The sequence below is a fragment of the Pseudalkalibacillus sp. JSM 102089 genome (genome assembly GCF_041366475.1).
Classification (GTDB): Bacteria; Bacillota; Bacilli; order Bacillales; family Guptibacillaceae; genus Guptibacillus; species Guptibacillus hwajinpoensis_B.
Genome location: NZ_JBEWYW010000006.1, coordinates 191,989 through 213,564, shown reverse-complemented (window position 1 = coordinate 213,564; position 21,576 = coordinate 191,989). Strand labels below are relative to the sequence as shown.

Sequence of the window (21,576 nt, the reverse complement as noted above, 5' to 3'; positions counted from 1 at the left end):
ATCTACAGCTTTTTTCTTGAATTGAATATCATATGTTTTATTAATTTTACCCATAGAAAAATCCCCTCCATAATAGACAGCTTAGTGCGCTTTCTTTTTTCTGTCTACTATGAGGGGATCATATCAATGCTGGGATACCTTTTGTTTATGCAAAGTATGGGTTTGGAGAGGTAAGTGAATATGATGAGGTTATAGATAGGTTTGAAGAGTTGGTGGAATTATATGGATCTTAAAGGGGCCTTATGAGAAATAGCCTTGTTATTCTCGGGAGTTAAGTTTAAAGATTCTCTCCGGGACAACAAGTATAGCGATGGAGAAAATACGTAAAGTTAATAGTTCAATTAGAAAAACGTACTTTCAAAAATGCGTCTTCTTGAGGAAAGTTGCTTACATTTTAGTCTAGATCGCTCATTTTTATTAGGAAATATCGTGTTCTACAGTTTGAACGGTAGGCACTGCATTTAAGAGATTGCTAATCCTTTAGAACTCTCCAGCTATGGCGACTGGTACCCTCTAGAATCAGGTCATTTTGAACAATCTTACATTTATATATTTCATCTGTTTCCTATAAAGGAATGTCCTAATCCCCACCTTCATAGACTTAGAGAAAAGAAGGGAGGTGGTCTCAATAATTGAGTGGAGTGTTACCCTTGTAGCCATCGCGTTTGTTGTTCTTGTCGTCTATTTGGTTTTGACATTACGAAAAGTTATGACAACATTGGCAGAAACGAAGGAGACGCTGTCGGGCGTTCGGAATTCTGTAAACGGCATTTCAGATGAAGCAGAGGAACTGATTCATAAAGCCAATGAAATTTCGGTTGATGTAAAAGGGAAAATGGAAGCCGTTGACCCCTTAATCGAGTCCGCTCATGATGTGGGCGATATGATACACGATGTAACAAGCTCAATAAAAAGAACGGCACTGCAGAAGAACCGTAAGAAAATCATCCATACACAGGAAAGTAAGCCAGTGCACATTAAATTGAAATAAGGAGAAAGAGGCTGGGTAAACCGGCCTCTTTTTAAATTTATGAACTTCCGAGGCTAGGATTTATCTATATTGTATAGAGACTTTTAGGTTGTTCACTATATCATTAGTTCTGTACAACGGTCATGCAGCTTTAATGAAATGAAAAAGAGCTTGGAAGCATCGTGCTTCTAAGCTCTTTTCTGTGGGGTTTTAGCTTATGAAGTAATTCGTTTATCAGAAGCGTGATTAAAATCAATCCAATTTCATTTTATGTTAGGAATTGATCCGATCAGCGTCCGCCACAACGACCACCGCCTCCACCGCAACGACCGCCACCTCCACATCTTGCGGCACAACCGCCGCATCCAGCGCATCGAGCACAACGCGCGCAGCCGCCGCCGCATCCGGCACACCCCGCACATCCAGCACAACCCGCGCATCCAGCGCAGCCTACACAACCTGCGCATCGGAAGCAGCCATAGCAAACAAACCCGATTAAGCGAGAATCATTTGGATCAACATGTGTATGATAGTTGGCTTGCTCACATGGCACTAAATTTTGGGCATGGTATTCTCCAACATCTAAGTGTTGAAGATCATTTTGAAATTGATTCATTTATGTCACCTCCATCATTATTCTTTTCTAATGAGCTAAATGGAACTGCTTTGTCATGAGTAATTACTTCATGAAACACCTTCTTCAACAAATTATGTGAAGTGGTTGGGTAATGTTACTAGGTAAGGAGTGGAAGAAATCGGTACGAGCGGTCATTAGGATGGCGTCTGGGACGAGTGCTATTCTATCGATCGCACTCCTTTTCTTCATAAGATGGAATCCATTGAACCGGATCGGCCATTCTGAGCCATTTATAAAAGATAGGGGAGTTCCCCTCAGATGATAGGGAAGTTCCCTGATTACCTAAATTTGCTCACCTTTCTATAATAAAAGTAACAAGTAACCTGCGAGGGGGAATTTATATGGCAGAATCTGTACTTCGAAAATCATCCAAATCCATACGGTCATTCCATCATGCATTTGCTTCAAATTTTGCGAAATCTATGTTTTTTACAATAAGTGGCTTAGTTATCCTATCGTTTATTGCAACGAGAATGTTCACACACGTCGATTTAAACCTTTATGGCTACATGGTGGGGACGTTCGTATTCATTGGTGGTTTCTTCTATCGTTTCATTGCTTGGGGGGAAAGGCCTCCAACCAAAATCATTATTAAAAAGGGAATTAAGCTGCTCGGGCGCAAATCAACGCCAAAAACATCTGTTGAACATCTTGGTACATATCAGTTTATCTGGAATAGGGGAATTTACCGATGGACACAACATCTTCTGCTTGGCTGGGGCGTCATATTGTCCTGCTTTGTCACATTTCCACTCGTGTTTGGATGGATGTACTTCACGATGGAGGAAGGCGGTTATTACACTGTTGTAGGCATGGGCATCAACATAATGACAGTTAATGCCGATGGGATTCTTGCTTTCTTCTTTTACAATGCGTTGAACTTCACAGCGATTATGGTGATCGCCGGTGTATGTATGGCGCTTTATCGTCGCTTAAAAAATATGCAGGCTAGAGCGGAACAGAATTTTATGTATGACTTTCTACCACTCTATCTCTTGCTGTTTATTAGTGTAACAGGTCTTCTTTTAACATTTATGAACGTCTTTTTACATGGGCAGGGGCATTACGTTATGTCACTCATCCATCAGTATTCTGTTATCATTACGCTCATTTACTTACCGTTTGGGAAGCTCGCCCATATTCCATTTCGTCCGCTTAGTGTGTTTGCGCGCAATTATCGTGAACATTATGCTGAGCAGTCGAAGAAAGCATGCAAGGTATGTGGGGAAAGTTTTGTTTCTACTGAACAATCAAAAGATGTTATGGATGTGCTGAATACGAATGACATTACGTTCGATATGGAGGAGGGCTTTAATCTTGCTGAATTATGCCTTCCATGTCGAAGAAAATATCGCATCGCACGATTTTCAGGATTTGCAACGCATGAAGTGAAAACGAAGGAGGCTAATCAGAATGCAAAGGGATAAATTTTTTCGAGATATCGAAAATGTCACGCACCCGAATGAAAAATTAGTTAAAACCCACTGTAGCTATTGCGGTATGCAGTGTGGCATGAACTTAAGGGTGAACACGAGTAGTAACAAAATTATCGGTGTCGAACCTCGTTATGATTGGCCGGTTACGGTTGGGAAGATGTGTCCGAAAGGAGTAACCGCTTATCAACAAACGAATCATCCGGACCGAATCCTTCGACCGCTCATCCGCGATGATGCCTCATTAAAAGGAACGAAGGAAGGATTCAGAGAAGCGAGCTGGGAGGAAGCGTATCAGCTTATTGCTAAGAAATTCGGTGAGCTGCAATCGGAATATGGCAAAGACAGTTTATCCGTTTTCAGTGGTGTCTCCATGACAAATGAAAAGTGCTATTTAACTGGAAAGTTTGCAAGGGTTGCGCTTGGAACCCGCTACATTGATTACAATGGTCGGTTCTGTATGTCGAGTGCCGCTGGTGGTTTCTTACGCTCATTCGGAGTAGATCGTGGCTCGACATTACCGTGGACAGATATTCATGAAACAGATTGCTTATTCATTGCTGGAAGTAATACAGCTGAATGTCACCCCACTTCGATGTTCCGCGTATGGAATGTGCAGGAGCGTGGGGGTTACATTATCGTCGTTGATCCTAGAGAAACACCTCTCGCTAGAAGAGCGGATGTGCACCTTGATCTAAAACCAGGAACCGACCTTGCACTGGCGAATGGCATCTTGCACCTTCTTATTGAAAACGGCTATGCAGATGAAGCGTTTGTGAACGATCATACGAACGGATTTGAGGAAACAAAGGAAGTTGTGAAAGAGTTCACGCCTGAATATACAAGCATTTTGACAGGTGTCTCGCCAGAAAAAATCATGAAAGCAGCAGAAATTTATGGAAAGGCACCAAATGCCATTGTTATGTTTGCGCGTGGTATCGAGCAACAGCATAAAGGGGTCGATAACGTTTCTGCCTACACAAACATGGCCCTTGTAACTGGTAAAATTGGTCGACCAAAGGCCGGTGTTGCGACGTTCACAGGACAAGGAAACGGTCAGGGCGGACGAGAGCACGGTCAGAAATCGGATCTATTACCTGGCTATCGTAAAATTACGAATCCTGAACACGTTAAAGCCGTTTCGAAAGTGTGGGGAATTAATCCTGAAGAAATGCCAAAGCCGGGAGTATCAGCTTATGAAATGTTTGAATTAATGGAGCAAAAAACGATTCGAGGACTATATCTTCTTTGTTCGAATCCGGCTGTTTCGGCACCGAATTTAAATTTTGTTCGAAAAGCGATGAAGAATCTTGATTTTATGGTTTGCGGTGACTTCTACTTGTCAGAGTCGGCCGAGTTCGCTGATGTGATTCTTCCGTCCGTGACTTGGTCAGAAGATGAAGGGACGGTTACGAACATTGAAGGGCGCATTATTAAAATTAACCAGGCGCAGGAACCAATTGGTGAATCAAAGCCAGATTGGTTAATGCAAGTGGAACTTGCTGAACATCTTGGGAAAGGCAAGTATTTCTCTCATTTGAAAACGGCTCGAGATGTGGCGGATGAGTTCAGATTAGCTACAAAGGGTGGAAACGCTGATTACTACGGTGCGACCTGGGATAAGATCGATCAACAGGATGGGGTGTTCTGGCCATGTAAGGATGAACAGGACAAAGGAACCCCGCACATGTTCCTTGACCAGAAATTCTATCATCCAGATGGAAAAGCGAAGATTTGTGCGCTGCCTTATCGCCCGCCTGCAGAAGAGCCTTGTGAAAAGTATCCGCTTCGCTTAACAACGGGCCGTGTCGTCTATCATTACTTATCTGGAAATCAAACGCGCCGCATTCAGTTCCTTAATGACATGTGTCCAGAGCCATATGTAGAAGTGCATCCAGAAACGGCCCATGAGTACGATCTAGAACATGATGAAAAGATTGTTCTATATACAAGACGAGGAAAAGCCGTTTATAAGGTGAAAGTGACAGAAGCTATTCGAACAGACACGGTATTCGTTCCTTATCACTTTGGTCATGATGAATCGATTAACCTGCTGACAATCGCAGCCCTTGATCCAATATCAAGAATGCCTGAATTCAAAGCATGTGCTGCTCAAATGCAGAAATTACCTAGTAAGAAGGTGTTGTAAATGAAGAAGCGACTGTACATCGAATTAGAAAACTGTATTGGTTGCCGCTCTTGCCTAGCTGCTTGCACGCAATGCGGTGGGCATGAGCAGCGAAATCGGAACTATGTGTATGATGTCAATCCGCATGTGAATAGGCAAACAATGCCTCTCATGTGCTTACACTGTGAAAATCCAGCTTGTGCTAGAAGCTGTCCGGCTCAAGCGATACAAATTCATGAATCAGGTGCTGTTCTTTCGGCATTAGTTGAGAAATGCATCGGATGTCAGAATTGTACAATTGCCTGTCCGTATGGAATTCCGAAGTTTGATGAAGAACAAAATCTTATGTATAAGTGTGATCTTTGTATCGATCGAACGAAAGATGGCATTCCTCCAATGTGTGCGAGCGTCTGTCCTTCCAACACACTTCAGTGGTTAACGGAAGGTGAGATTGAGAAAAAACAGGAGCAGCACAATCTCGATAACGGTAAATGGGTGACAAGCATGCCTTATTTAGAAGGTGCAACGAATGTGAAAGTGAACCTGCCTGGTATTTTACAAGGAACAGAGAAACTCTTTTAGGGAGAGGATGTAGTATGTCAGATCGAAACAATCGTGTGCCATTCGATGAAGATAATTACACACATAATATTAATCGGAACAATGAACGGATGCTCGATCGAAGAGGGTTTATGAAGACACTTGCAGGTGCTGCTGGGGTGTTCGCCATCTCCTCGCTTCCGTGGGGAGCGGTTGCGGCTAAGGAGTTATTAGGGCTAGGGGAAAAAGAGTACCCTCATCAGAAAATCGTGAACGTTAAAGACATCGCGATTGGTGATTCGGTGGATTTCAATTTTCCAAGTGAGCATGACAGTGCGATCTTAATTCGCTTGAGCGATAAACGCTATGTTGCTTATCAGAATGCTTGTACTCACTTGAGATGCCCGGTCTATTGGGTGAAGGAAGAAAAAGAAATGGTTTGCCCTTGTCATCACGGTAAGTTCGATGCAGGAACGGGGGCTCCAACTGCAGGACCGCCGAGACGGCCTCTACCTGGCATTCAAGTAGAAGTGAGTAACGGCGGAGTATATGCCGTCAAGGTGAAGCGATATGAAGCGTAGTTATGTTGGCGTTCTATTACTCTGTACTATCCTACTCTTGAACATTGTTTTCACGCAGTTAATGGTTCACCAGTTTTACTATGAACATTACGCTACTACGCTAGTATACGGCGGGTTGAACATTCTATTATTTCCAATTGCGCTCCTCATTTATCGAAAAGAAAAGCATAAAGGAGGCACTCATGGGCATGAACAATGAAACTTACTTAGATTTCTGTTTTATCCAGCAAGTCACCGGTTCTCTAGCTGATGAAGTGGATCAGATGCTGAAACAAGTTTTTAAGGAACAGTATCTTAACTGGTATCTAGATAAGAAAGTCGAAAATGAAGTAGAGATTGTGGTGGCTGAAGTAAAAGGGATGAGCGAGTGGATGTCTGAAGATGAGGTCATTCAGCATTTAGAAAGATGCGCGGATACGAAATTCTGGGAAACCTTACAAGGCTATCAATTTTTTGTCTATCCTGCCAATAGGGGGTGCAGCTCCTGTGGCACACGTTAGTATGCAAAGTTTAGAATCATATATCGGTCAACCCGTTCGCGTTTGTATTCACGGGGAACGAGGAGAAGAGATGGCCCCTTGGGTGAATAAACGTGTGAGAAAGCTAGAATGGTGTCCTGATCGCACTCATCTTCGCATCTTCTTCGATGATCATTACTTCTTTGCTGTTCCACTTACGAGCGATGTTCGTCTAACGGAAAGCGAATGGAGGGCTTATGATAAACAGGTTGGACTATATTATGTCATGAGAAACGAGGAGAATGAACATGTATAAGAAATGGCAACTTCCATTACAGACGATGAATCTTGTCACAGGTTTCATGGTCTGGGTATTGATCTCATCTTTACTCCCGTTTATAACTGAAGATATCGCTATCGCACCAGAACAAATTGCATGGGTTACAGCAGTACCTGTCATTTTGGGATCATTATTGCGTATACCGATCGGTTACCTTGCGAATCAATTTGGTGCAAGACTATTATTTATGATTAGCTTCATTTTATTGCTTTTCCCCGTTTACTTTTTAAGTGCAGCTGATTCCTTCGCTGATCTTCTAGTTGGAGGCTTATTCCTCGGAATTGGTGGAGCCATTTTTTCTGTTGGTGTCACCTCTCTCCCTAAATATTATGCAAAAGAACGCCACGGATTTGTTAATGGGATATACGGAGCGGGGAACATTGGTACAGCTATTACAGCGTTCGCTGCTCCGGTTGTTGCGGCGAATTACGGCTGGTCATTTACTGTGAAGTTATATATGGTGTTATTAGGCATCTTTATCATCGCTAACTTTTTCTTAGGAGATAAACACGAACCAAGGGTTCAGGTACCTTTAGTGAAACAAATCAAAGGGATTTATAAGAATGAGAAGCTATGGTTATTCTGTTTATTCTATTTTATTACGTTTGGATCTTTTGTAGCTTTTACAGTGTATTTACCCAACTTCTTAGTGGCTAATTTCGGACTTGAAAAAGTAGACGCTGGGGTAAGAACGGCAGGTTTTATTGTAGTGGCAACTTTCCTACGTCCTGTTGGGGGCTTTCTTGCTGACAAGTTCCATTCCCTCATTCTGCTCATGTACGTATTTGGTCTGTTCACAGTTGCGGCACTTATTCTATCATTCGCTCCTTCCATTCAGTTGTACACGGTTGGATGCATTACAATTGCGATGGCAGCCGGAATCGGAAATGGTGTTGTGTTCAAACTTGTGCCAATGTATTTTCAGAAGCAAGCAGGTATTGCCAATGGTATCATTGCAGCAATGGGTGGACTTGGCGGTTTCTTCCCGCCTCTTATTCTTGCATCGCTTTATCAGTTAACAGGACATTATGCAATTGGATTTATGGCGTTATCTCAGTTAGCGCTCGTCAGTCTTGTTCTTGTCATCTGGATGTATTATCAGGATAAACTTATCTTGTCTCATCAAGTGATGGTTACGACGCCGCTCGGGATGATGGTTACGGATAAACAGGGGAAGATCATTGCGGTCAATCCTGCTTTCACGGAACTAACAGGATTCAGTGCAAAAGAATCAATTGGAGAAAATCCGAATATGTTGAAGTCGGGAAAACAATCCGCTGCTTTCTATCATCAGATGTGGGAAACTCTGAAACAGAAAGGATCCTGGCAAGGACAAATATGGAATAAACGAAAAGACGGGAATCACTTCCTAGAATGGCTAACGATCAACGCGATTAAAGATGATTCGGGAGAGGTCATTCAGTATGCCGGTGTGTTCAGCGATATTACCGAAGATAAGCTGAAATTGACGAATGAGTAATGGGGGTTCGAGATGGCGCTAAAAGATGGAAACGAGGCGAGTACTTATATTATTCAATCACAAGAAGAAGAAATTAAACGCATTGCACTCGAGCTTCATGAAGGGATCAGCCAGAACCTGTATAGTCTCTATACAGGTTTGGGGTTTCTTCAGACAGGCATAGAAGATCCACATATGAAAAGCTATGCGAAAGAAATGGCCACGCTAATGGAGCGTACGATTCAAGAAGTGAGATTACTATCTGTCGAGCTCTATCCGAATACACTCACAACGTTAGGACTCATCTCAGCTCTTAAAAGTTATTCGAAACTTTATACATCAACGTTTGGTATTCTAGTTAACTTTGAATCAACTGGTGAGGAGAAAGTGATTTCTGAGCGGAAAAGCATGGCGGTCTTCCGTGTTTGTCAGGAAGCCCTAATCAATATCGCCAAGTATGCGGATGCAACAAATGCTAAGGTTCGGTTTACATGGGAAGATAAATCAGTGAAAATACAAATAGAAGATTATGGAAAGGGTTTCGATGTTACGGATGTTATGAAGCGAAACTATTTTACCGGAATGGCTGCGATGAAGGAAAGGATGGTTCTTGTAGGTGGTGCGTGTCAGGTCACATCTGAGCCTGCAATCGGAACGACGGTTTCGATCAGTCTACCTATTTAGAGAGAGGGGGAATTCAAGTGATAAAAGTTCTTTTAGTAGATGATCATGCAGTTGTGAGAATGGGTTTAAAAATGCTATTAAACTCGCTTAAGGATATGGAAGTTGTAGGGGAAGCGTCTGAAGGCAATGAAGGAATTGAGAAAGCAATGGAAACGAACCCTGATGTGATTTTGATGGATTTAAGTATGCCTCACGGAAAGGACGGGTTATCAGCGACATCTGAGCTGAAAAAGCAATTACCCCATACGGCTATCCTCATTCTTACGATGCACGATGATGAAGAGTATTTATTTCGAGCGATCCAGGCTGGAGCATCTGGTTGCGTTTTGAAGAGTGCGCCACATGATGAACTTGTACAAGCAATCCGATCAGTCTGCAGTGGTAATGCATACCTTCATCCTTCAGCAACAAAGAGGTTGATGGAGGAATACATAGGTAATTTAAAGCAGGATGAAATGGATACTTATCAACTGTTATCCGATCGGGAGAAAGAAGTGCTGACGCTTGTGGCGAAGGGATATTCTAATAAAGAGATCGCCGAAAAACTCGTCATTAGTGTGAAGACGGTTGAAACGCATAAAGGCAATGTCATGGGGAAACTCAAGATTAAAACAAGGCCAGAGCTCGTATCCTTCGCCTTAAAGAAAGGGTTGCTTGGGTATGGCATTCAATAAGGAGGAAAGCTGATGGAACCATTTGATAAGTGGATCTCACCTGAGGGCCAACGCTTAAAGCGAGATCTTTCTTGTGATGTCGTTGCATTAGCGCTACAAAACAGAGCTGGACTCGATATTACGTGGCCATGCGTCATAGGACATCGGAATGAAAAGTACAAATATATCACCGTTCGCTATGGAAAAGGGATCGCAGGGAAAGTTATTTCTAGCGGTCGTCAGATGGAAATAACCTCTTTTCCAAATGGAATCCTAGGCAAATCAATCGATTATCCGATCATGCTAGCTGAACAGCTAATTTCAGCTTATGCTGTGCCACTATTATGTGATGACTCTCCGAAAGGTGCCTTGTTAATTGGTTATCGTGACGTCCATGTTTTTACCGAAGAAGAGAAAAGCCGAGTGATGGAAGTAGCACGTGGTGTGCAGTCAAGCTTATCCACTCATTATGCTACGTATAGGAGGGATCGCTTTTGATTGAAAGAAATAAGAGTCAGCCTTCAGTTGAAACAACAGAAGAAGCCACAATTGTTACTGACGAGAAAGGCAACATTTATTCTCTTAACGAAGAAGCGATTGATCTGTTTGGACTTGTTCGAGATGATGATGTAACAACCGTCCGACAGCTTATACCAAATCTTAATTATTCTCTGTTGGATCAAGGGGTCGTGGTCCAACGCTTTGGTGTGGGGAAAGAAGGGAAGTATTTTCCGGTGTTTTTGCGGAAAAGTTCATTCACACTTAAAGGGGAATCTTATATCCTTCTTGTCATCCATAAAAAGAATGATCGATCGATTGCTGGTTTAGAGCCCCAAAAAGTAGTAAATGAACTCCTTGATATTAAATTTGCACTAGATGAATCGACGATTGTTGCGATCACGGATCATTCAGGAAAAATTGTGTATGTGAATGATCAATTCTGTCAGATCTCAAAGTACTCGCAGGAAGAACTGATCGGAAGAGATCATTCTATTATCAATTCTGGCTATCATTCGAAGGAATTCTTTCGAGACCTCTGGCGAACGATTGCTTCAGGGGAAGTTTGGAAAGGCGAGATTAAAAATAAAGCGAAGGATGGGACTTCCTATTGGGTGGATACTACTATTGTTCCCTTTCTAAATAAAGAAGGAAAGCCTTATCAATACTTAGCGATTCGTTCTGAGGTTACTAAACGAAAAAAGGTTGAAGAAGAATTAAAACAAATGGCAACACGCATGATTGATGTTCAGGAAGAGGAACGCAAAAGACTCTCTCGAAACTTACATGATGGAATTGGTCAGAATTTATATAGTCATCTTATTACGATCAGCCGTATCGATGCAGAATTGGATCATCCTCTTATTGATCAAATGCGTAATGAGGCCACCGCTATAATAGAAGAAGTTCGAGAGATTTCTTGGGAACTACGTCCATCTGTGTTAGATGATCTTGGCTTGATCCCGGCGATTCGCTCCTTCCTAAACAGATACTCAGAAAACTATAAGATTGATGTTTTCTTTGAATGTGTTCTTGAAAATCGTCTTGGAAACCAGTCCGAAACTACAATCTACCGCATCATCCAAGAAGCGTTAACCAACGTGCGGAAATATGCAGGGGTCAAGCAAGCTTCTGTCACAATTCGTGAGTTTAGCGAAGGTGTTAGAGTGATGGTGGAAGATAATGGGATTGGGTTTGTCCAAGATCAGCTTGCGAGTGGGGTCGGGTTGTTTAGTATGGAAGAGCGGTCAAAGTCAGTAGGTGGCGAGTTACATATACATAGCGCTCCAGGAAAAGGAACGAAAGTGATTTTAGACATTCCATATTAGAAGGTGAGAATCCCTTATAGTAATGGAAATGAAATTTGATGAATGAAGGGAGGTTTTGTAGTGGGGAACATGAAGAACATATTGAAAAGAACTTCTATTTTTCTAGGGTTAGATGATGAAGAAATCGAAGAAATTGAAAAAATCACAAGAAGAAAACACTTTAGTAATCGAAGTTTCGTGTTTATGGAGGGTGATGAACGTGAGGCGGTGTTTTTCATTGAATCCGGTGTCGTTAAGACTCATAAAATCGATGAGGACGGAAATGAACAAGTGTTTTCTTTACTGCAATCAGGTGATATGTTTCCACACGTCGGTTTTTTCGATCAATCTCCGTATCCGGCGAATGCTATGGTGCTACAAGGTGCGGTCCTTCTCATGATTCGAATTGAAGATTTCAATCAACTAATGATGGTGAAACCTCACCTGGCGATTAAAGTGATGGAGATGATGGGGAAGAAGATTCTTGAGTTACAAGAACGAGTACAGTCGCTCATTTCACAAGACGTTCAGCACCGTTTCGTTCAAACCATGATCAGATTAGCTTACGAAAATGGAAACCAGCGTGATGGGGGAATTGCGATTGATTTCCCGATTACGAACCAGGATCTAGCGAATATAGTCGGCACGTCTCGGGAATCAATCAATCGGCTACTGAATCAATTAAAAAAGGATCAGATATTAAAAAGCGATCGCCATGGTTTATTTATTTATGATCTGAACCGGCTCAAGCATTTGCAATGAAAAAAGGCACATATTGTGCCTTTTTGTCTGTGATAAAGGAGGTGGCGATTACTGATGAACATTCGCTCGTTCGCGTTCGAGTCGGGGGAAAAGGATATTATTCTCGAGATGGATATGCTGAAATAGATCGGATTCGAGTTCTTCTAATTTAAGATACATTAAAGTGTAAGTTGTGCAGGCACCTTCTGGAAGAGTGTAGTCCCTCGTAACAGACCGAAGTTCTTTTAATAAATGACCGGCTTCTTCATGTTCTTCTTCAAGGGCAGCAATGGTTTCAAGAACTTTCGTTAAAGACTCTTGTGAAGGCTCTGCTTCGTACGCCTTGATCTTAGGAAAGACTTTCTCTTCTTCCTGAATCAAGTGTTCTTCTAATTCAAGTTTGAGGCGATGAAACAAACGATGAACCTGACTTAATTCTGGATGTGTACTCCCGTGAACTCGGTAGACTTTTGTTACAAAGCCGTTGAGTTCAGTAAGGACATGATCAAGATACGCGTGGTGTGTATCGAGAATATGGTCGATTAAACGTGAATACCGTTCTAGCTCCCAGTTCACTTCACGTTCCTTCATATCTTTCATTTCTACATAAAGTGTATTCAATCTGGAGAGGATTTCCTCTTCATTAAGATTCTTCTCAGCAATGGCTTCATGTATAGGACGGTTACCTCCACAACAAAAATCAAGGCGATATTCCTTTAGGATCTGGCTTGCTCTCGGAAATTGTGTCACGATCTCCCCGGTTTTGGTAGCCCCATTAAACATCTTTTCCATCGTTATAACCTCCTGAATGATTAACTATTCTTAAGTACACGTTTAATGTAAACCATTTCCCTGTACTAAACTGTGGTGTATATCACACAAGAGGCGGTAACTATGCAGAAGGAACCTTCTTACTAACTATTCATTTGAGAAAAACGAAAAAGGAGTGCTCATCTTCCATTCAGAGAGCAAGCTTACTATCAGATGGTATTAGCACAATCGTTCCGTCGATTCCTGTGTGTTCCCAATCTGCCCATCACTCACTCATTGTCACTTCTTCTAATAGAGCCAAAGCTTCTATACCATTCTTTGATTTGTATGTATGAAATCCAACATCTCGTAAAGTAACTTCTACAAGGTTTAAAATGTGGGGATCGTCATCAATCATTAAAATGGAAATCATTACTTTCACCCTTTCTATACGAACGAAATACTTCATACGTATTTTACAACGTATAGGTGAACAGGAGATGAACGAATGAGAGATACCTAAAAGAATTTTAAATTTCACGATATTCGGGGGATTAGGAATCTTTTATTCCTAGCCTCTATTTTTTGAACGACCTCATTCATTCTCTCTCAAAAATGCTTAGCTCAAGCATTCTTTTTTTAAACGTACAACTACTGTTTTTTGTTACATAAAGAAAAATAAAAACGTCTAAATGAACAATATATATTGCAAAAAGACGTTAATAATATATAATGGTAAAAGAAGGATGAGGAAGAGAATTATAAAATTAAAGGGGGTCACTAGTTGGATAAAATTATTCAATCTCATGAAATGGAATCGTATTTATCAAAAGAATAAAGCATAAATGATCGATTACTAAATAGGAGAGGAAGGGTAATAATGGGGTTTGGATTTAAGGGGAAGCAGAAAGACGAACGATTGACGACTCTTCAAAATAAGATTTACCGGGAAATGTATATTCTTATTGTGGTGATTTGTGCTCTATCAGTTTTGTATAAACAGTTTCTGGTTGAGGGCGGAATACAGCATGTATGGACGGAGATTATTATTTTTAGTGTCAGTTCTGGATATTATCTTATACGATCAGCGATGCTAGGAATCTTTTCAGATGAAGTAGAGATGCACGATCGATCGAGTAAGGTGAGCTTTAGTAAACGGAATTTCTTGATCAGTCTTCTCTTGGGAGTGGGGTTTTCTCTTTTCCTTGCGATCAGGAACTCTTTGATGTATGGAGAGGGTACTCAGGAAACGGTATATTTTTTCCTCAGTATTTTATTAGGGTGCTTAATGATTTACATTCCTGTCTTATTTGTCATAATGGTGGTACCCTATGCGGTAGCGAAGTATAAAAGTGATAAGATAAATGAGCAGGAACTAGAAGAGATGGATGATGAAGATGTGCGGTGATCAATTGTGAAGAATGTGAGACTAAAAATGGCAAGAGTGGAGCACGATCTCTCCCAGCAAGAGCTTGCCAAAAAGGTTGGCGTGTCGAGACAGACGATTGGGCTCATTGAGCTCGGAAAATATAACCCGACGCTGCAGTTGTGCTTGTCCATTTGTTGGGCGTTAAATAAATCGCTTGATGAGCTGTTTTGGATGGATCCTGAATAGAAGAGAAGCTACGTTATTCTACAAGGTGTAGTGTAACGTAGCTTTTTTATTCTTATTTTGTTTTCTTACCGAAATTTTGGGCAAGCGAAATAATGCCTACAAGAAAACAAGGAAAACTGACGAGTAACGCCTCGAACCATGAATTTCCGATTGTACGGTATAAGAGAATGACGAAGATTGCGGCGATAAAGTATGTAGGTATGAATTTTTTTGATAAAAGGTATTCACTCAGGATGAAACAACTCCTCTTAATCGGAACTATTTTTTCCGTATCCGGTTATTTTATCAGAAATGCCACCTCATAATATAGTAAAGTTAATCTATCGAAAAGGAAATCGATGGATCATGGAGGTCAAACAAATGAGACAGCGACTTATTGGTATTTTACTGTTTAATGAGGTAGAAGTCTTGGATTTTGCGGGTCCCTTTGAAGTCTTTTCGATTACAACTTTACTAGAGTCGAACGAAAAGCCTTTTGTGGTAAAAACGATCTCAGAAAATGGGGGAATGGTTACGGCGCGTAATGGGTTAAACGTGCAAACCGATTATGGTTTTGAGGACCACCCTTCGTTTGATATCGTCATTATACCAGGTGGGTATGGCGCTGAACAGATTGAAATCAACAATCCTCGGGTGATTAAATGGATTCAAGATCAGAAGTCAAAAGTGGAGTTGATGACATCGGTTTGTACAGGAGCTTTGCTGCTGGCGAAAGCAGGTGTGCTTGATGGAAGAAAAGCGACAACTCATTGGATGGATCTTGATCGATTAGATGAGGAATTTCCAGAGGTCTCCGTTCAACGGCATGTCAAATTCGTTGATGAAGGTTCGATTTTAACATCAGGGGGCATTTCTGCAGGTATCAATTTGTCGTTCCATATGATCGCTCGGCTACATGGTAAGGAAGTCGCATTAAAGACAGCGAAACAAATGGAATATGATATTACGATTGAGTGATTTGTTTATCATGAAAAGCGAGCAATGTACCGGTAAAGGAGTGAATTCAGTGGAGATTAAAGTAGATGATTTAAGCGGACCTGAAGTGGCTGAATTATTGAATGACCATATCCAAAGTATGCAAAAGTATTCTCCACCGGAAAGTAAGCATGCGCTGGATCTAGAGGGGTTACGGAAGCCTGAGATTACGTTTTGGAGTGCGTGGGAAGCGGGTGACTTAGTCGGATGCGTGGCGCTTCAAAGATTGAATAGTCTCCACGCTGAGATTAAGTCCATGAAAACAGCATCTGCTCATCTAAGAAAGGGTGTCGCGAAAAGACTTCTTCAACATATTATTGATGAAGCGAGAGCGCGTGGATACGAACGGTTGAGTCTTGAAACGGGTTCAATGGATGTCTTTCAGCCAGCCAGGCGCTTGTATGCAAGCTTTGGATTTCACGAGTGTCAGCCGTTTGCAGGGTATAGGGAAGATTCGAATAGTGTGTTTATGAGTTTGGAGTTGTCGGATTAATAGAAAAGAGTGTTTTACTGAAAATTAGGGGAAAGTAGTAGATGAATAGCATTACGATAAAAAACGTCTGCCCACAATAACACATTGTGGGCAGACGTTTTTTGCTCCTAAACCTCTTCTTTTTAAAACAGCTGCTTGAGATCAAATGTTTTTTTAAATTCCTCGTAATCTAGTCCGAGGTTGTTGCAATGGAATTCAACGTGTTCAAAGAAGTTAAACCCTTTATCTACTGGCCGATCGCGGTTTTCTGAGTAGTAAATGATTAAATCAAATAACTCTTTAAAATCTTCTACTTTTGTTTGGGTTGTCAATGCTACCGTCTCCTTTTTCGTGTGTTGTTTGAATTTTCTATCATTCATTATTTATAGCATTTTACTCTTGAAGGTGTAGAAAGTAAATATTCTTTATTCAAAGATTAGAGAAAGAGAAAAATAATTCATGTCGATATTTGTCGAATAGAACGAAGAGAGAATTTTTCTTGTAAGCGTTATGAATGTTTTCGTAGAGGGGTAAATCGGTTAGATAGCTATCGTGAATTTATGTGAGATTTACTAACCATCTGTCGATAGTGACAAAATTGAAGGGTGTTTTTTGTATAAATAGACATATTAATTATCTGAATATTTAGGTAGAATGTGTTGATATCAATACAAAAAAACAACTAAAGGGGCGATTGTTTTGTCGAAGAGAAGAGTACCGTTGTATTTCCTCATTGCCATTCTTGTATTATTGCTAGCTGCTTGCGGTAGCAATGAGAGTAGTAGTTCTGTTGATGCGAATGATGCTAATGAAGAGAACTATGATCCGATTACAATTACATTTAGTCACAACCAGCCCGTCGATAGTCCAGAGCATAAGGGCGCAGAAAAATTCAAAGAGCTTGTTGAAGAGAAAACAGATGGACAAGTGACTGTGGAACTATTTCCTTCTTTACAACTTGGTGGTCTTAGAGAACAAGTAGAGGGTACTCAGATCGGAGAAATTGATATTACGATGCAGCCTACTGCTGTTGTTTCCCCATTCGTTGACGATATTAAGGCGGTTGATCTACCGTACTTATGGCCAGCTGATCGTGAGCAAATGTATGAGGTTCTTGATAGTGAAGTAGGTAGTGAGCTTCTATCGACTCTTGATCAAGGTGGATTTAAAGGACTTGGCTTTTGGCCTGGTGGCTATAAGTTATTTACAACGAATGGCATAGAAATTCATAAACCTTCTGATTTCAAAGGAGTGGCAATGAGAACGATGGAATCTCCTATTCTTCTTGCTCAATATCAAGAATGGGGAGGGAACCCTATCCCAGTGCCTTATTCGGAACTTTATAATGCTCTGCAACAGGGAGTTGTAGATGGGCAAGAAAATCCATTGCAAACTATTTACTTAAATAACTACCATGAAGTACAGGATACGATTATTGAGAGTTATCACGGCGGTATGACATATGCTTTGATGGCAAATAAAAGCTGGTTCGAAGGACTACCGTCATCTGTCCAGGACATTATTACGGAGTCAGAAGAAGAAGCTAGGAATACAGCAAGAGAGGCATTAGCAGATACAGAAGACGAATATCGCGAGAAAATTAAAGAAGCAGGTGTCAACTTCTATGAATTAACACCTGAAGAAATTGAAGTTTTCCGTGAGGCATCGATTCCAGTGCACGAAGAATACTACAATACGGATAAACAAAAGGAATTACTTCAGAAAATTTACGACAAAATAGAAGAAGTTAAAGAATAATTTTACTTTTGAGGGACTCCTAATCTAGCAGTCCCTCAAAAGCTATTAAAAAGATGACTTTGGTTGTAGTGAGGAGGTATTCGATGAAATATTTGAACAAGATCGAAGAGATCATCATTGTCGTTGGATTATTTATGGCAACATCTTTACTATTTATAAATATTGTTCTCAGGTACGGTTTTGCTTCAAATACGACATGGGCAGAAGAATTTATACGATACGTTATGATTTGGATTACGTTTATTGGAGGTAGCGTTTGTTTTCGAAAAGGATTGCATGTAGGGGTAGACTTTTTAGTTGATCTTCTAAAAGGAAGGGCTAAGAAGGGTTTACATCTATTTGTAAATGTAGCTTCCATGATCTTTATGGTTTTTCTTATTAAATATAGCTTAGATTTAGTGGTGTTTACGATGCAAACAGGTCAGATCACGCCTTCTCTACAAATACCACTTTACATTGTTTATTTAGCTATTCCTATCGGATCCACGCTTTCGTTCATTCACTTAATTCTGCAAACAACGAAAATGATTCGTAATAAAGAGGACTCCAGCAAAGCTGAAACTATATAGGGATAGGGTGATGGATCGTGATTGTCTTACTGTTAATACTCATTATGGTCTTGTTGTTCGCTAGTACACCAATTTATGTTGCGTTAGGTTTATCGTCTTTTGTAGCGGTAGTGTTCTTAAGTGATATTCAACCGATGATTTTAATTCAGCGACTATTTGGTGGTCTTGATCAGTTCGCGCTAATGGCACTGCCTTTTTTTATTTTGGCAGCTAATATTATGGATGTAGGTGGACTGTCTAAACGCATTCTCCGCTGGTCTCGTGCACTTGTCGGACATATTACGGGTGGAGCTGCGATGACAACACAGGTTTCGAGTATGTTTTTTGGTGCTTTATCTGGATCAAGTCCTGCAACGGTTATTGCGATTGGGAAAATCATGTATCCAGAATTAATTAGGAAGAAGTATGATCGCTCGTTTTCAGCGGGATTATTGGCTTCTTCTGGAGCAGTTTCTCTTATTATCCCCCCAAGTATTACCTTGATTATCTTTGGATCGGTAACAGGTGTTTCAGTAGGTAGTCTGTTCATAGCTGGTATTGGAGCAGGTTTGATTTATGGTCTCTCTTCTATTATCTATATCTATTATTATGCGAGAAGAAACAACATACCAAAGGATAAACGTGCGTCTGCAAAGGAAATGACGACAGCAACTGTTAAAGCATTCTGGGCATTATTAATACCGGTCATTATTCTAGGTGGTATTTATTCAGGAATCTTCACTCCAACTGAAGCAGCGGGTGTATCTGCAGTGTATGCATTGTTTATCAGCGCTGTAATCTACAAAGAAATGTCATGGAAGTCCTTCTACCATGTGTTACTAGACTCAGCGATTACGACTGCCCAGGTCCTTGTTTTAGTAGCAGCAGCGCAAGTACTAGGTTGGATTCTGACACGAGGTGGCGTACCGCAGCAAGTGGCGATGTTTATTACGGAAAATATTGATTCTACGATCGTTTTCCTTCTCTTAATTAATATCGTTTTACTTATCCTTGGAATGTTCATGGAAGGGGTAGCGGCTATTACAATACTAGCTCCGTTAATTTATCCGACTGCTATTTCAATGGGGATCGATCCTGTTCATTTAGGTGTCATTATGATTGCGAATCTAGCTATCGGTATGTATACACCGCCATTTGGAATCAATATTTTCGTAACGCAATCGATCACGAAATTAAATATGGTTGAGATGATGCCAGGTTTGATGCGTTTCTTCGTTGTAAACGTAGCCGCTTTACTCATTATTACGTATATTCCAGAGAGTTCATTGTTTCTTTTAAATTTACTTAATTAAATTGGTGGGGATCTAAATGGCGATCACTTTAAATCAGGCGCTTCGAATAGGCGGACTAAGTAAATGCTCGGTTGTCTCAGGCCATAAGGGCATAGAGCGTGATATTAGTAATGTGACAATCATGGAGGTACCTGACATTGTCCGGTGGCTAAAGGGGAAAGAACTTTTACTTACTAGTTTATATCCGATAAAAGATGACGAGAATGCAATGAAGAATTTAGTGAAGGAATTACATGCGAGAGGTACTTCGGCACTTGCGATTAAGCCTCATCGATTTATTGATAAAATACCTAAGGTGATCCTAGATGAGGCAGATAACTATCATTTTCCTATCATTGAAATACCAGAGGAAGTGACCTATTTAGATATCCTATCACCGGTTATGAATATTATTTTTAATGACAAAGTTGTGATTCAAGAGGATCTCGAACAGGCGTATCAATTGCTTGATGAAATTAAGCTGAATAAAGTGAGTATTAATCAGCTTGCCGTTACGCTCAAACATTTAATGAAATACGAGACTAAGATTGATAGCTTTGTACCTTATATTTCGATCCCTTCTCAAGAGATCGATCTCGCTCCAATAACAGAAGACCAAAAAAGAGAGTTAAAGATTGTGCAGCGTCCAGTTCGAATGAATAGGTGGAATCCTACGTTAGAAAAAGAGCAGGCTTGTATCATTGCCCCATTAATTATAGAAGGTAACATTCTTGGTGCCATTACAAGTATTGGCGTTGAAAAGGGCTTCCTAGAAGTTGATCTCGACATATTAGAAAGAGCGATTACCACTTTATCAATTGAGTTTCTGAGGAAAAAGGCAAGTTATGATCTGGAGCAGCAGTATAAGAGTGATTTCTTTAGAGATTTACTCTTCTCTCAAATCCAACATGAAGAAATATTATTAGAAAAAGGACGAATGTTTGGTTTCGATTTAAAGCATCAGTATACTTTCGTTACCATTCAATTTAGTCCTAATAAAGAAGGCATTACGTTCATTGCAGAACTTGTGGAACACTTAGAATTTGTTTGTTCACAGTTTGACCGGAAAGTGATCATCGGGGCATTTCAAAATGGTTTATACCTTTTGTATCCGTCTTCCAATAAAAGCAAAGAACGTATCGATAAAGAACTTGAGACGATATACAAAAGCTTGAAGAATAAGATCGATACCGAAATATACATAGGGGTCGGACGTCCTGCCATGAATTTAAATGATATTCGTGATGGATACGATCAAGCCTATCAAGCTGTTATATTAGGGCGCACGCTTCATGACAATAAGCACATTATCTATTACGAAGAACTAGGCTTTTACCGTTTATTAGCCACATTCAATAATACAACAGAAGTAAAGAAATTCTATGAAGAGTCGATCGGGAGCTTAATTCATTATGATGAAAATCATGATTTAGAACTCATTACAACGCTATCCACTTATTTTGCTCATAACGAATCCGTATCCAAGACGGCAGAAGCGTTATTCATTCACATTAATACTATGAAATACCGATTGCAGAGAATAAAAGCGATCACTTCTTTAGATATACGAAACTCAGAGGATAAGTTAATTTTACAAGTTTGTTTAAAAATTCATCATTTTATCCAAAATGACTATCGATTTAGATAAAAATAAGATAGAAATCATGTCTGTTCAACCAAAGAAATTTATCTGAATTTTTGGGAAAATAAGAGTATAGAGTTGAACAGAAAAGGATG

26 protein-coding genes are annotated in these 21,576 nt (G+C 40.5%); 22 read left to right on the top strand and 4 right to left on the bottom strand.

Annotation, left to right across the window (positions count from 1 at the left end; all coding sequences use genetic code 11):
* Nucleotides 1-619 precede the first annotated feature (619 nt).
* Complete coding sequence (locus ABVF21_RS14980) at nt 620-991, top strand: DUF948 domain-containing protein (RefSeq protein WP_194220811.1); 372 nt, start codon at nt 620-622, stop codon at nt 989-991.
* Nucleotides 992-1,259: 268 nt separating this feature from the next.
* Here ABVF21_RS14980 and ABVF21_RS14975 read toward each other — a convergent pair whose 3' ends face one another.
* The gene (locus ABVF21_RS14975) at nt 1,260-1,586 is read right to left on the bottom strand and encodes a heterocycloanthracin/sonorensin family bacteriocin (RefSeq protein WP_194220812.1); all 327 of its coding nucleotides are present in this window, start codon (nt 1,584-1,586) and stop codon (nt 1,260-1,262) included.
* A gap of 362 nt (nt 1,587-1,948) precedes the next feature.
* Here ABVF21_RS14975 and ABVF21_RS14970 point away from each other — a divergent pair, with 362 nt between their 5' ends.
* The 13 genes from ABVF21_RS14970 (at nt 1,949) to ABVF21_RS14910 (ending at nt 12,450) form a co-directional block, all read left to right on the top strand.
* Nucleotides 1,949-3,034 carry a hypothetical protein gene (locus ABVF21_RS14970; protein WP_303529581.1) on the top strand — a complete coding sequence of 362 codons (1,086 nt, stop codon included), beginning with the start codon at nt 1,949-1,951 and terminating at the stop codon, nt 3,032-3,034.
* Nucleotides 3,021-5,189: a molybdopterin oxidoreductase family protein gene (locus tag ABVF21_RS14965; RefSeq protein ID WP_303529577.1), complete on the top strand. Its 2,169-nt coding sequence runs from the start codon at nt 3,021-3,023 to the stop codon at nt 5,187-5,189. Before ABVF21_RS14970 ends, ABVF21_RS14965 begins: the two co-directional genes overlap by 14 nt.
* Nucleotides 5,190-5,750, top strand: a complete 561-nt coding sequence (locus tag ABVF21_RS14960; RefSeq protein ID WP_194220815.1) for a 4Fe-4S dicluster domain-containing protein — start codon at nt 5,190-5,192, stop codon at nt 5,748-5,750.
* 14 nt (nt 5,751-5,764) lie between these two features.
* The gene (locus ABVF21_RS14955; protein WP_194220816.1) at nt 5,765-6,289 is read left to right on the top strand and encodes a ubiquinol-cytochrome c reductase iron-sulfur subunit; all 525 of its coding nucleotides are present in this window, start codon (nt 5,765-5,767) and stop codon (nt 6,287-6,289) included.
* On the top strand, nt 6,279-6,488 hold the full coding sequence (locus ABVF21_RS14950) for a hypothetical protein (protein WP_194220817.1): 210 nt from the start codon (nt 6,279-6,281) through the stop codon (nt 6,486-6,488). Before ABVF21_RS14955 ends, ABVF21_RS14950 begins: the two co-directional genes overlap by 11 nt.
* The gene (locus ABVF21_RS14945; protein WP_306558307.1) at nt 6,472-6,789 is read left to right on the top strand and encodes a hypothetical protein; all 318 of its coding nucleotides are present in this window, start codon (nt 6,472-6,474) and stop codon (nt 6,787-6,789) included. The genes ABVF21_RS14950 and ABVF21_RS14945 overlap by 17 nt, the downstream gene beginning before the upstream one ends.
* The gene (locus tag ABVF21_RS14940; protein ID WP_242057351.1) at nt 6,776-7,063 is read left to right on the top strand and encodes a hypothetical protein; all 288 of its coding nucleotides are present in this window, start codon (nt 6,776-6,778) and stop codon (nt 7,061-7,063) included. The genes ABVF21_RS14945 and ABVF21_RS14940 overlap by 14 nt, the downstream gene beginning before the upstream one ends.
* On the top strand, nt 7,056-8,567 hold the full coding sequence (locus ABVF21_RS14935; RefSeq protein WP_194220819.1) for a nitrate/nitrite transporter: 1,512 nt from the start codon (nt 7,056-7,058) through the stop codon (nt 8,565-8,567). The genes ABVF21_RS14940 and ABVF21_RS14935 overlap by 8 nt, the downstream gene beginning before the upstream one ends.
* Nucleotides 8,568-8,579: 12 nt before the next feature.
* Nucleotides 8,580-9,230: a sensor histidine kinase gene (locus ABVF21_RS14930; RefSeq protein ID WP_371018505.1), complete on the top strand. Its 651-nt coding sequence runs from the start codon at nt 8,580-8,582 to the stop codon at nt 9,228-9,230.
* Between the two features lie 17 nt (nt 9,231-9,247).
* Nucleotides 9,248-9,904 carry a response regulator gene (locus ABVF21_RS14925; RefSeq protein WP_194220821.1) on the top strand — a complete coding sequence of 219 codons (657 nt, stop codon included), beginning with the start codon at nt 9,248-9,250 and terminating at the stop codon, nt 9,902-9,904.
* 12 nt (nt 9,905-9,916) lie between these two features.
* On the top strand, nt 9,917-10,381 hold the full coding sequence (locus ABVF21_RS14920) for a GAF domain-containing protein (protein ID WP_303529567.1): 465 nt from the start codon (nt 9,917-9,919) through the stop codon (nt 10,379-10,381).
* Nucleotides 10,378-11,709: a PAS domain-containing sensor histidine kinase gene (locus ABVF21_RS14915; protein ID WP_371018504.1), complete on the top strand. Its 1,332-nt coding sequence runs from the start codon at nt 10,378-10,380 to the stop codon at nt 11,707-11,709. Before ABVF21_RS14920 ends, ABVF21_RS14915 begins: the two co-directional genes overlap by 4 nt.
* 69 nt (nt 11,710-11,778) lie before the next feature.
* Nucleotides 11,779-12,450: a Crp/Fnr family transcriptional regulator gene (locus ABVF21_RS14910; RefSeq protein WP_303530462.1), complete on the top strand. Its 672-nt coding sequence runs from the start codon at nt 11,779-11,781 to the stop codon at nt 12,448-12,450.
* 48 nt (nt 12,451-12,498) lie between these two features.
* Here the strand turns inward: ABVF21_RS14910 and ric are convergent, their stop codons facing one another.
* Together ric and ABVF21_RS14900 are read right to left on the bottom strand one after the other, a co-directional pair.
* Nucleotides 12,499-13,221, bottom strand: a complete 723-nt coding sequence (gene ric, locus ABVF21_RS14905; RefSeq protein WP_194220825.1) for an iron-sulfur cluster repair di-iron protein — start codon at nt 13,219-13,221, stop codon at nt 12,499-12,501.
* 244 nt (nt 13,222-13,465) lie between these two features.
* Nucleotides 13,466-13,612, bottom strand: a complete 147-nt coding sequence (locus ABVF21_RS14900) for a hypothetical protein (protein ID WP_194220826.1) — start codon at nt 13,610-13,612, stop codon at nt 13,466-13,468.
* 447 nt (nt 13,613-14,059) lie between these two features.
* On the opposite strand from ABVF21_RS14900, the gene ABVF21_RS14895 reads away from it, so the two are divergent.
* The 4 genes from ABVF21_RS14895 to ABVF21_RS14880 all read left to right on the top strand — a co-directional run bounded on the left by ABVF21_RS14895 (nt 14,060) and on the right by ABVF21_RS14880 (nt 16,262).
* The gene (locus ABVF21_RS14895) at nt 14,060-14,587 is read left to right on the top strand and encodes a DUF6773 family protein (RefSeq protein WP_371018503.1); all 528 of its coding nucleotides are present in this window, start codon (nt 14,060-14,062) and stop codon (nt 14,585-14,587) included.
* A gap of 6 nt (nt 14,588-14,593) precedes the next feature.
* Complete coding sequence (locus ABVF21_RS14890; protein ID WP_194220828.1) at nt 14,594-14,794, top strand: helix-turn-helix transcriptional regulator; 201 nt, start codon at nt 14,594-14,596, stop codon at nt 14,792-14,794.
* 360 nt (nt 14,795-15,154) lie between these two features.
* The gene (locus ABVF21_RS14885; RefSeq protein ID WP_371018502.1) at nt 15,155-15,751 is read left to right on the top strand and encodes a DJ-1/PfpI family protein; all 597 of its coding nucleotides are present in this window, start codon (nt 15,155-15,157) and stop codon (nt 15,749-15,751) included.
* A gap of 49 nt (nt 15,752-15,800) precedes the next feature.
* The gene (locus ABVF21_RS14880; protein WP_371018501.1) at nt 15,801-16,262 is read left to right on the top strand and encodes a GNAT family N-acetyltransferase; all 462 of its coding nucleotides are present in this window, start codon (nt 15,801-15,803) and stop codon (nt 16,260-16,262) included.
* A 122-nt stretch (nt 16,263-16,384) separates the two neighbouring features.
* On the opposite strand, the gene ABVF21_RS14875 is transcribed toward ABVF21_RS14880, so the two are convergent.
* The gene (locus ABVF21_RS14875) at nt 16,385-16,573 is read right to left on the bottom strand and encodes a hypothetical protein (RefSeq protein ID WP_283152605.1); all 189 of its coding nucleotides are present in this window, start codon (nt 16,571-16,573) and stop codon (nt 16,385-16,387) included.
* A gap of 367 nt (nt 16,574-16,940) precedes the next feature.
* Between ABVF21_RS14875 and ABVF21_RS14870 the strand changes: the two genes are divergently transcribed.
* The 4 genes from ABVF21_RS14870 (at nt 16,941) to ABVF21_RS14855 (ending at nt 21,487) form a co-directional block, all read left to right on the top strand.
* Complete coding sequence (locus tag ABVF21_RS14870; RefSeq protein ID WP_371018500.1) at nt 16,941-17,999, top strand: TRAP transporter substrate-binding protein; 1,059 nt, start codon at nt 16,941-16,943, stop codon at nt 17,997-17,999.
* Nucleotides 18,000-18,082: 83 nt separating this feature from the next.
* Nucleotides 18,083-18,568 (top strand): TRAP transporter small permease, encoded by a 486-nt coding sequence (locus tag ABVF21_RS14865; protein WP_371018499.1) that lies wholly within the window; start codon nt 18,083-18,085, stop codon nt 18,566-18,568.
* Nucleotides 18,569-18,585: 17 nt separating this feature from the next.
* Entirely contained in the window at nt 18,586-19,860 is a 1,275-nt protein-coding gene (locus tag ABVF21_RS14860) for a TRAP transporter large permease (RefSeq protein WP_371018498.1), read from the top strand.
* Between the two features lie 16 nt (nt 19,861-19,876).
* Nucleotides 19,877-21,487: a PucR family transcriptional regulator gene (locus tag ABVF21_RS14855; protein WP_371018497.1), complete on the top strand. Its 1,611-nt coding sequence runs from the start codon at nt 19,877-19,879 to the stop codon at nt 21,485-21,487.
* Nucleotides 21,488-21,576: the final 89 nt, after the last annotated feature.

What these genes read in the sequence shown, in the direction of transcription:
- ABVF21_RS14885 (WP_371018502.1), top strand. Translation starts at nt 15,155, where the DNA reads ATGAGACAGCGACTTATTGGTATTTTACTGTTTAATGAGGTAGAAGTC.
- ABVF21_RS14945 (WP_306558307.1), top strand. Translation starts at nt 6,472, where the DNA reads ATGGGCATGAACAATGAAACTTACTTAGATTTCTGTTTTATCCAGCAA.
- ABVF21_RS14950 (WP_194220817.1), top strand. Translation starts at nt 6,279, where the DNA reads ATGAAGCGTAGTTATGTTGGCGTTCTATTACTCTGTACTATCCTACTC.
- ric (WP_194220825.1), bottom strand. Translation starts at nt 13,221, where the DNA reads ATGGAAAAGATGTTTAATGGGGCTACCAAAACCGGGGAGATCGTGACA.
- ABVF21_RS14920 (WP_303529567.1), top strand. Translation starts at nt 9,917, where the DNA reads ATGGAACCATTTGATAAGTGGATCTCACCTGAGGGCCAACGCTTAAAG.
- ABVF21_RS14935 (WP_194220819.1), top strand. Translation starts at nt 7,056, where the DNA reads ATGTATAAGAAATGGCAACTTCCATTACAGACGATGAATCTTGTCACA.
- ABVF21_RS14865 (WP_371018499.1), top strand. Translation starts at nt 18,083, where the DNA reads ATGAAATATTTGAACAAGATCGAAGAGATCATCATTGTCGTTGGATTA.
- ABVF21_RS14900 (WP_194220826.1), bottom strand. Translation starts at nt 13,612, where the DNA reads ATGATTTCCATTTTAATGATTGATGACGATCCCCACATTTTAAACCTT.
- ABVF21_RS14930 (WP_371018505.1), top strand. Translation starts at nt 8,580, where the DNA reads ATGGCGCTAAAAGATGGAAACGAGGCGAGTACTTATATTATTCAATCA.
- ABVF21_RS14855 (WP_371018497.1), top strand. Translation starts at nt 19,877, where the DNA reads ATGGCGATCACTTTAAATCAGGCGCTTCGAATAGGCGGACTAAGTAAA.
- ABVF21_RS14975 (WP_194220812.1), bottom strand. Translation starts at nt 1,586, where the DNA reads ATGAATCAATTTCAAAATGATCTTCAACACTTAGATGTTGGAGAATAC.
- ABVF21_RS14960 (WP_194220815.1), top strand. Translation starts at nt 5,190, where the DNA reads ATGAAGAAGCGACTGTACATCGAATTAGAAAACTGTATTGGTTGCCGC.
- ABVF21_RS14965 (WP_303529577.1), top strand. Translation starts at nt 3,021, where the DNA reads ATGCAAAGGGATAAATTTTTTCGAGATATCGAAAATGTCACGCACCCG.
- ABVF21_RS14970 (WP_303529581.1), top strand. Translation starts at nt 1,949, where the DNA reads ATGGCAGAATCTGTACTTCGAAAATCATCCAAATCCATACGGTCATTC.
- ABVF21_RS14910 (WP_303530462.1), top strand. Translation starts at nt 11,779, where the DNA reads ATGAAGAACATATTGAAAAGAACTTCTATTTTTCTAGGGTTAGATGAT.
- ABVF21_RS14895 (WP_371018503.1), top strand. Translation starts at nt 14,060, where the DNA reads ATGGGGTTTGGATTTAAGGGGAAGCAGAAAGACGAACGATTGACGACT.
- ABVF21_RS14955 (WP_194220816.1), top strand. Translation starts at nt 5,765, where the DNA reads ATGTCAGATCGAAACAATCGTGTGCCATTCGATGAAGATAATTACACA.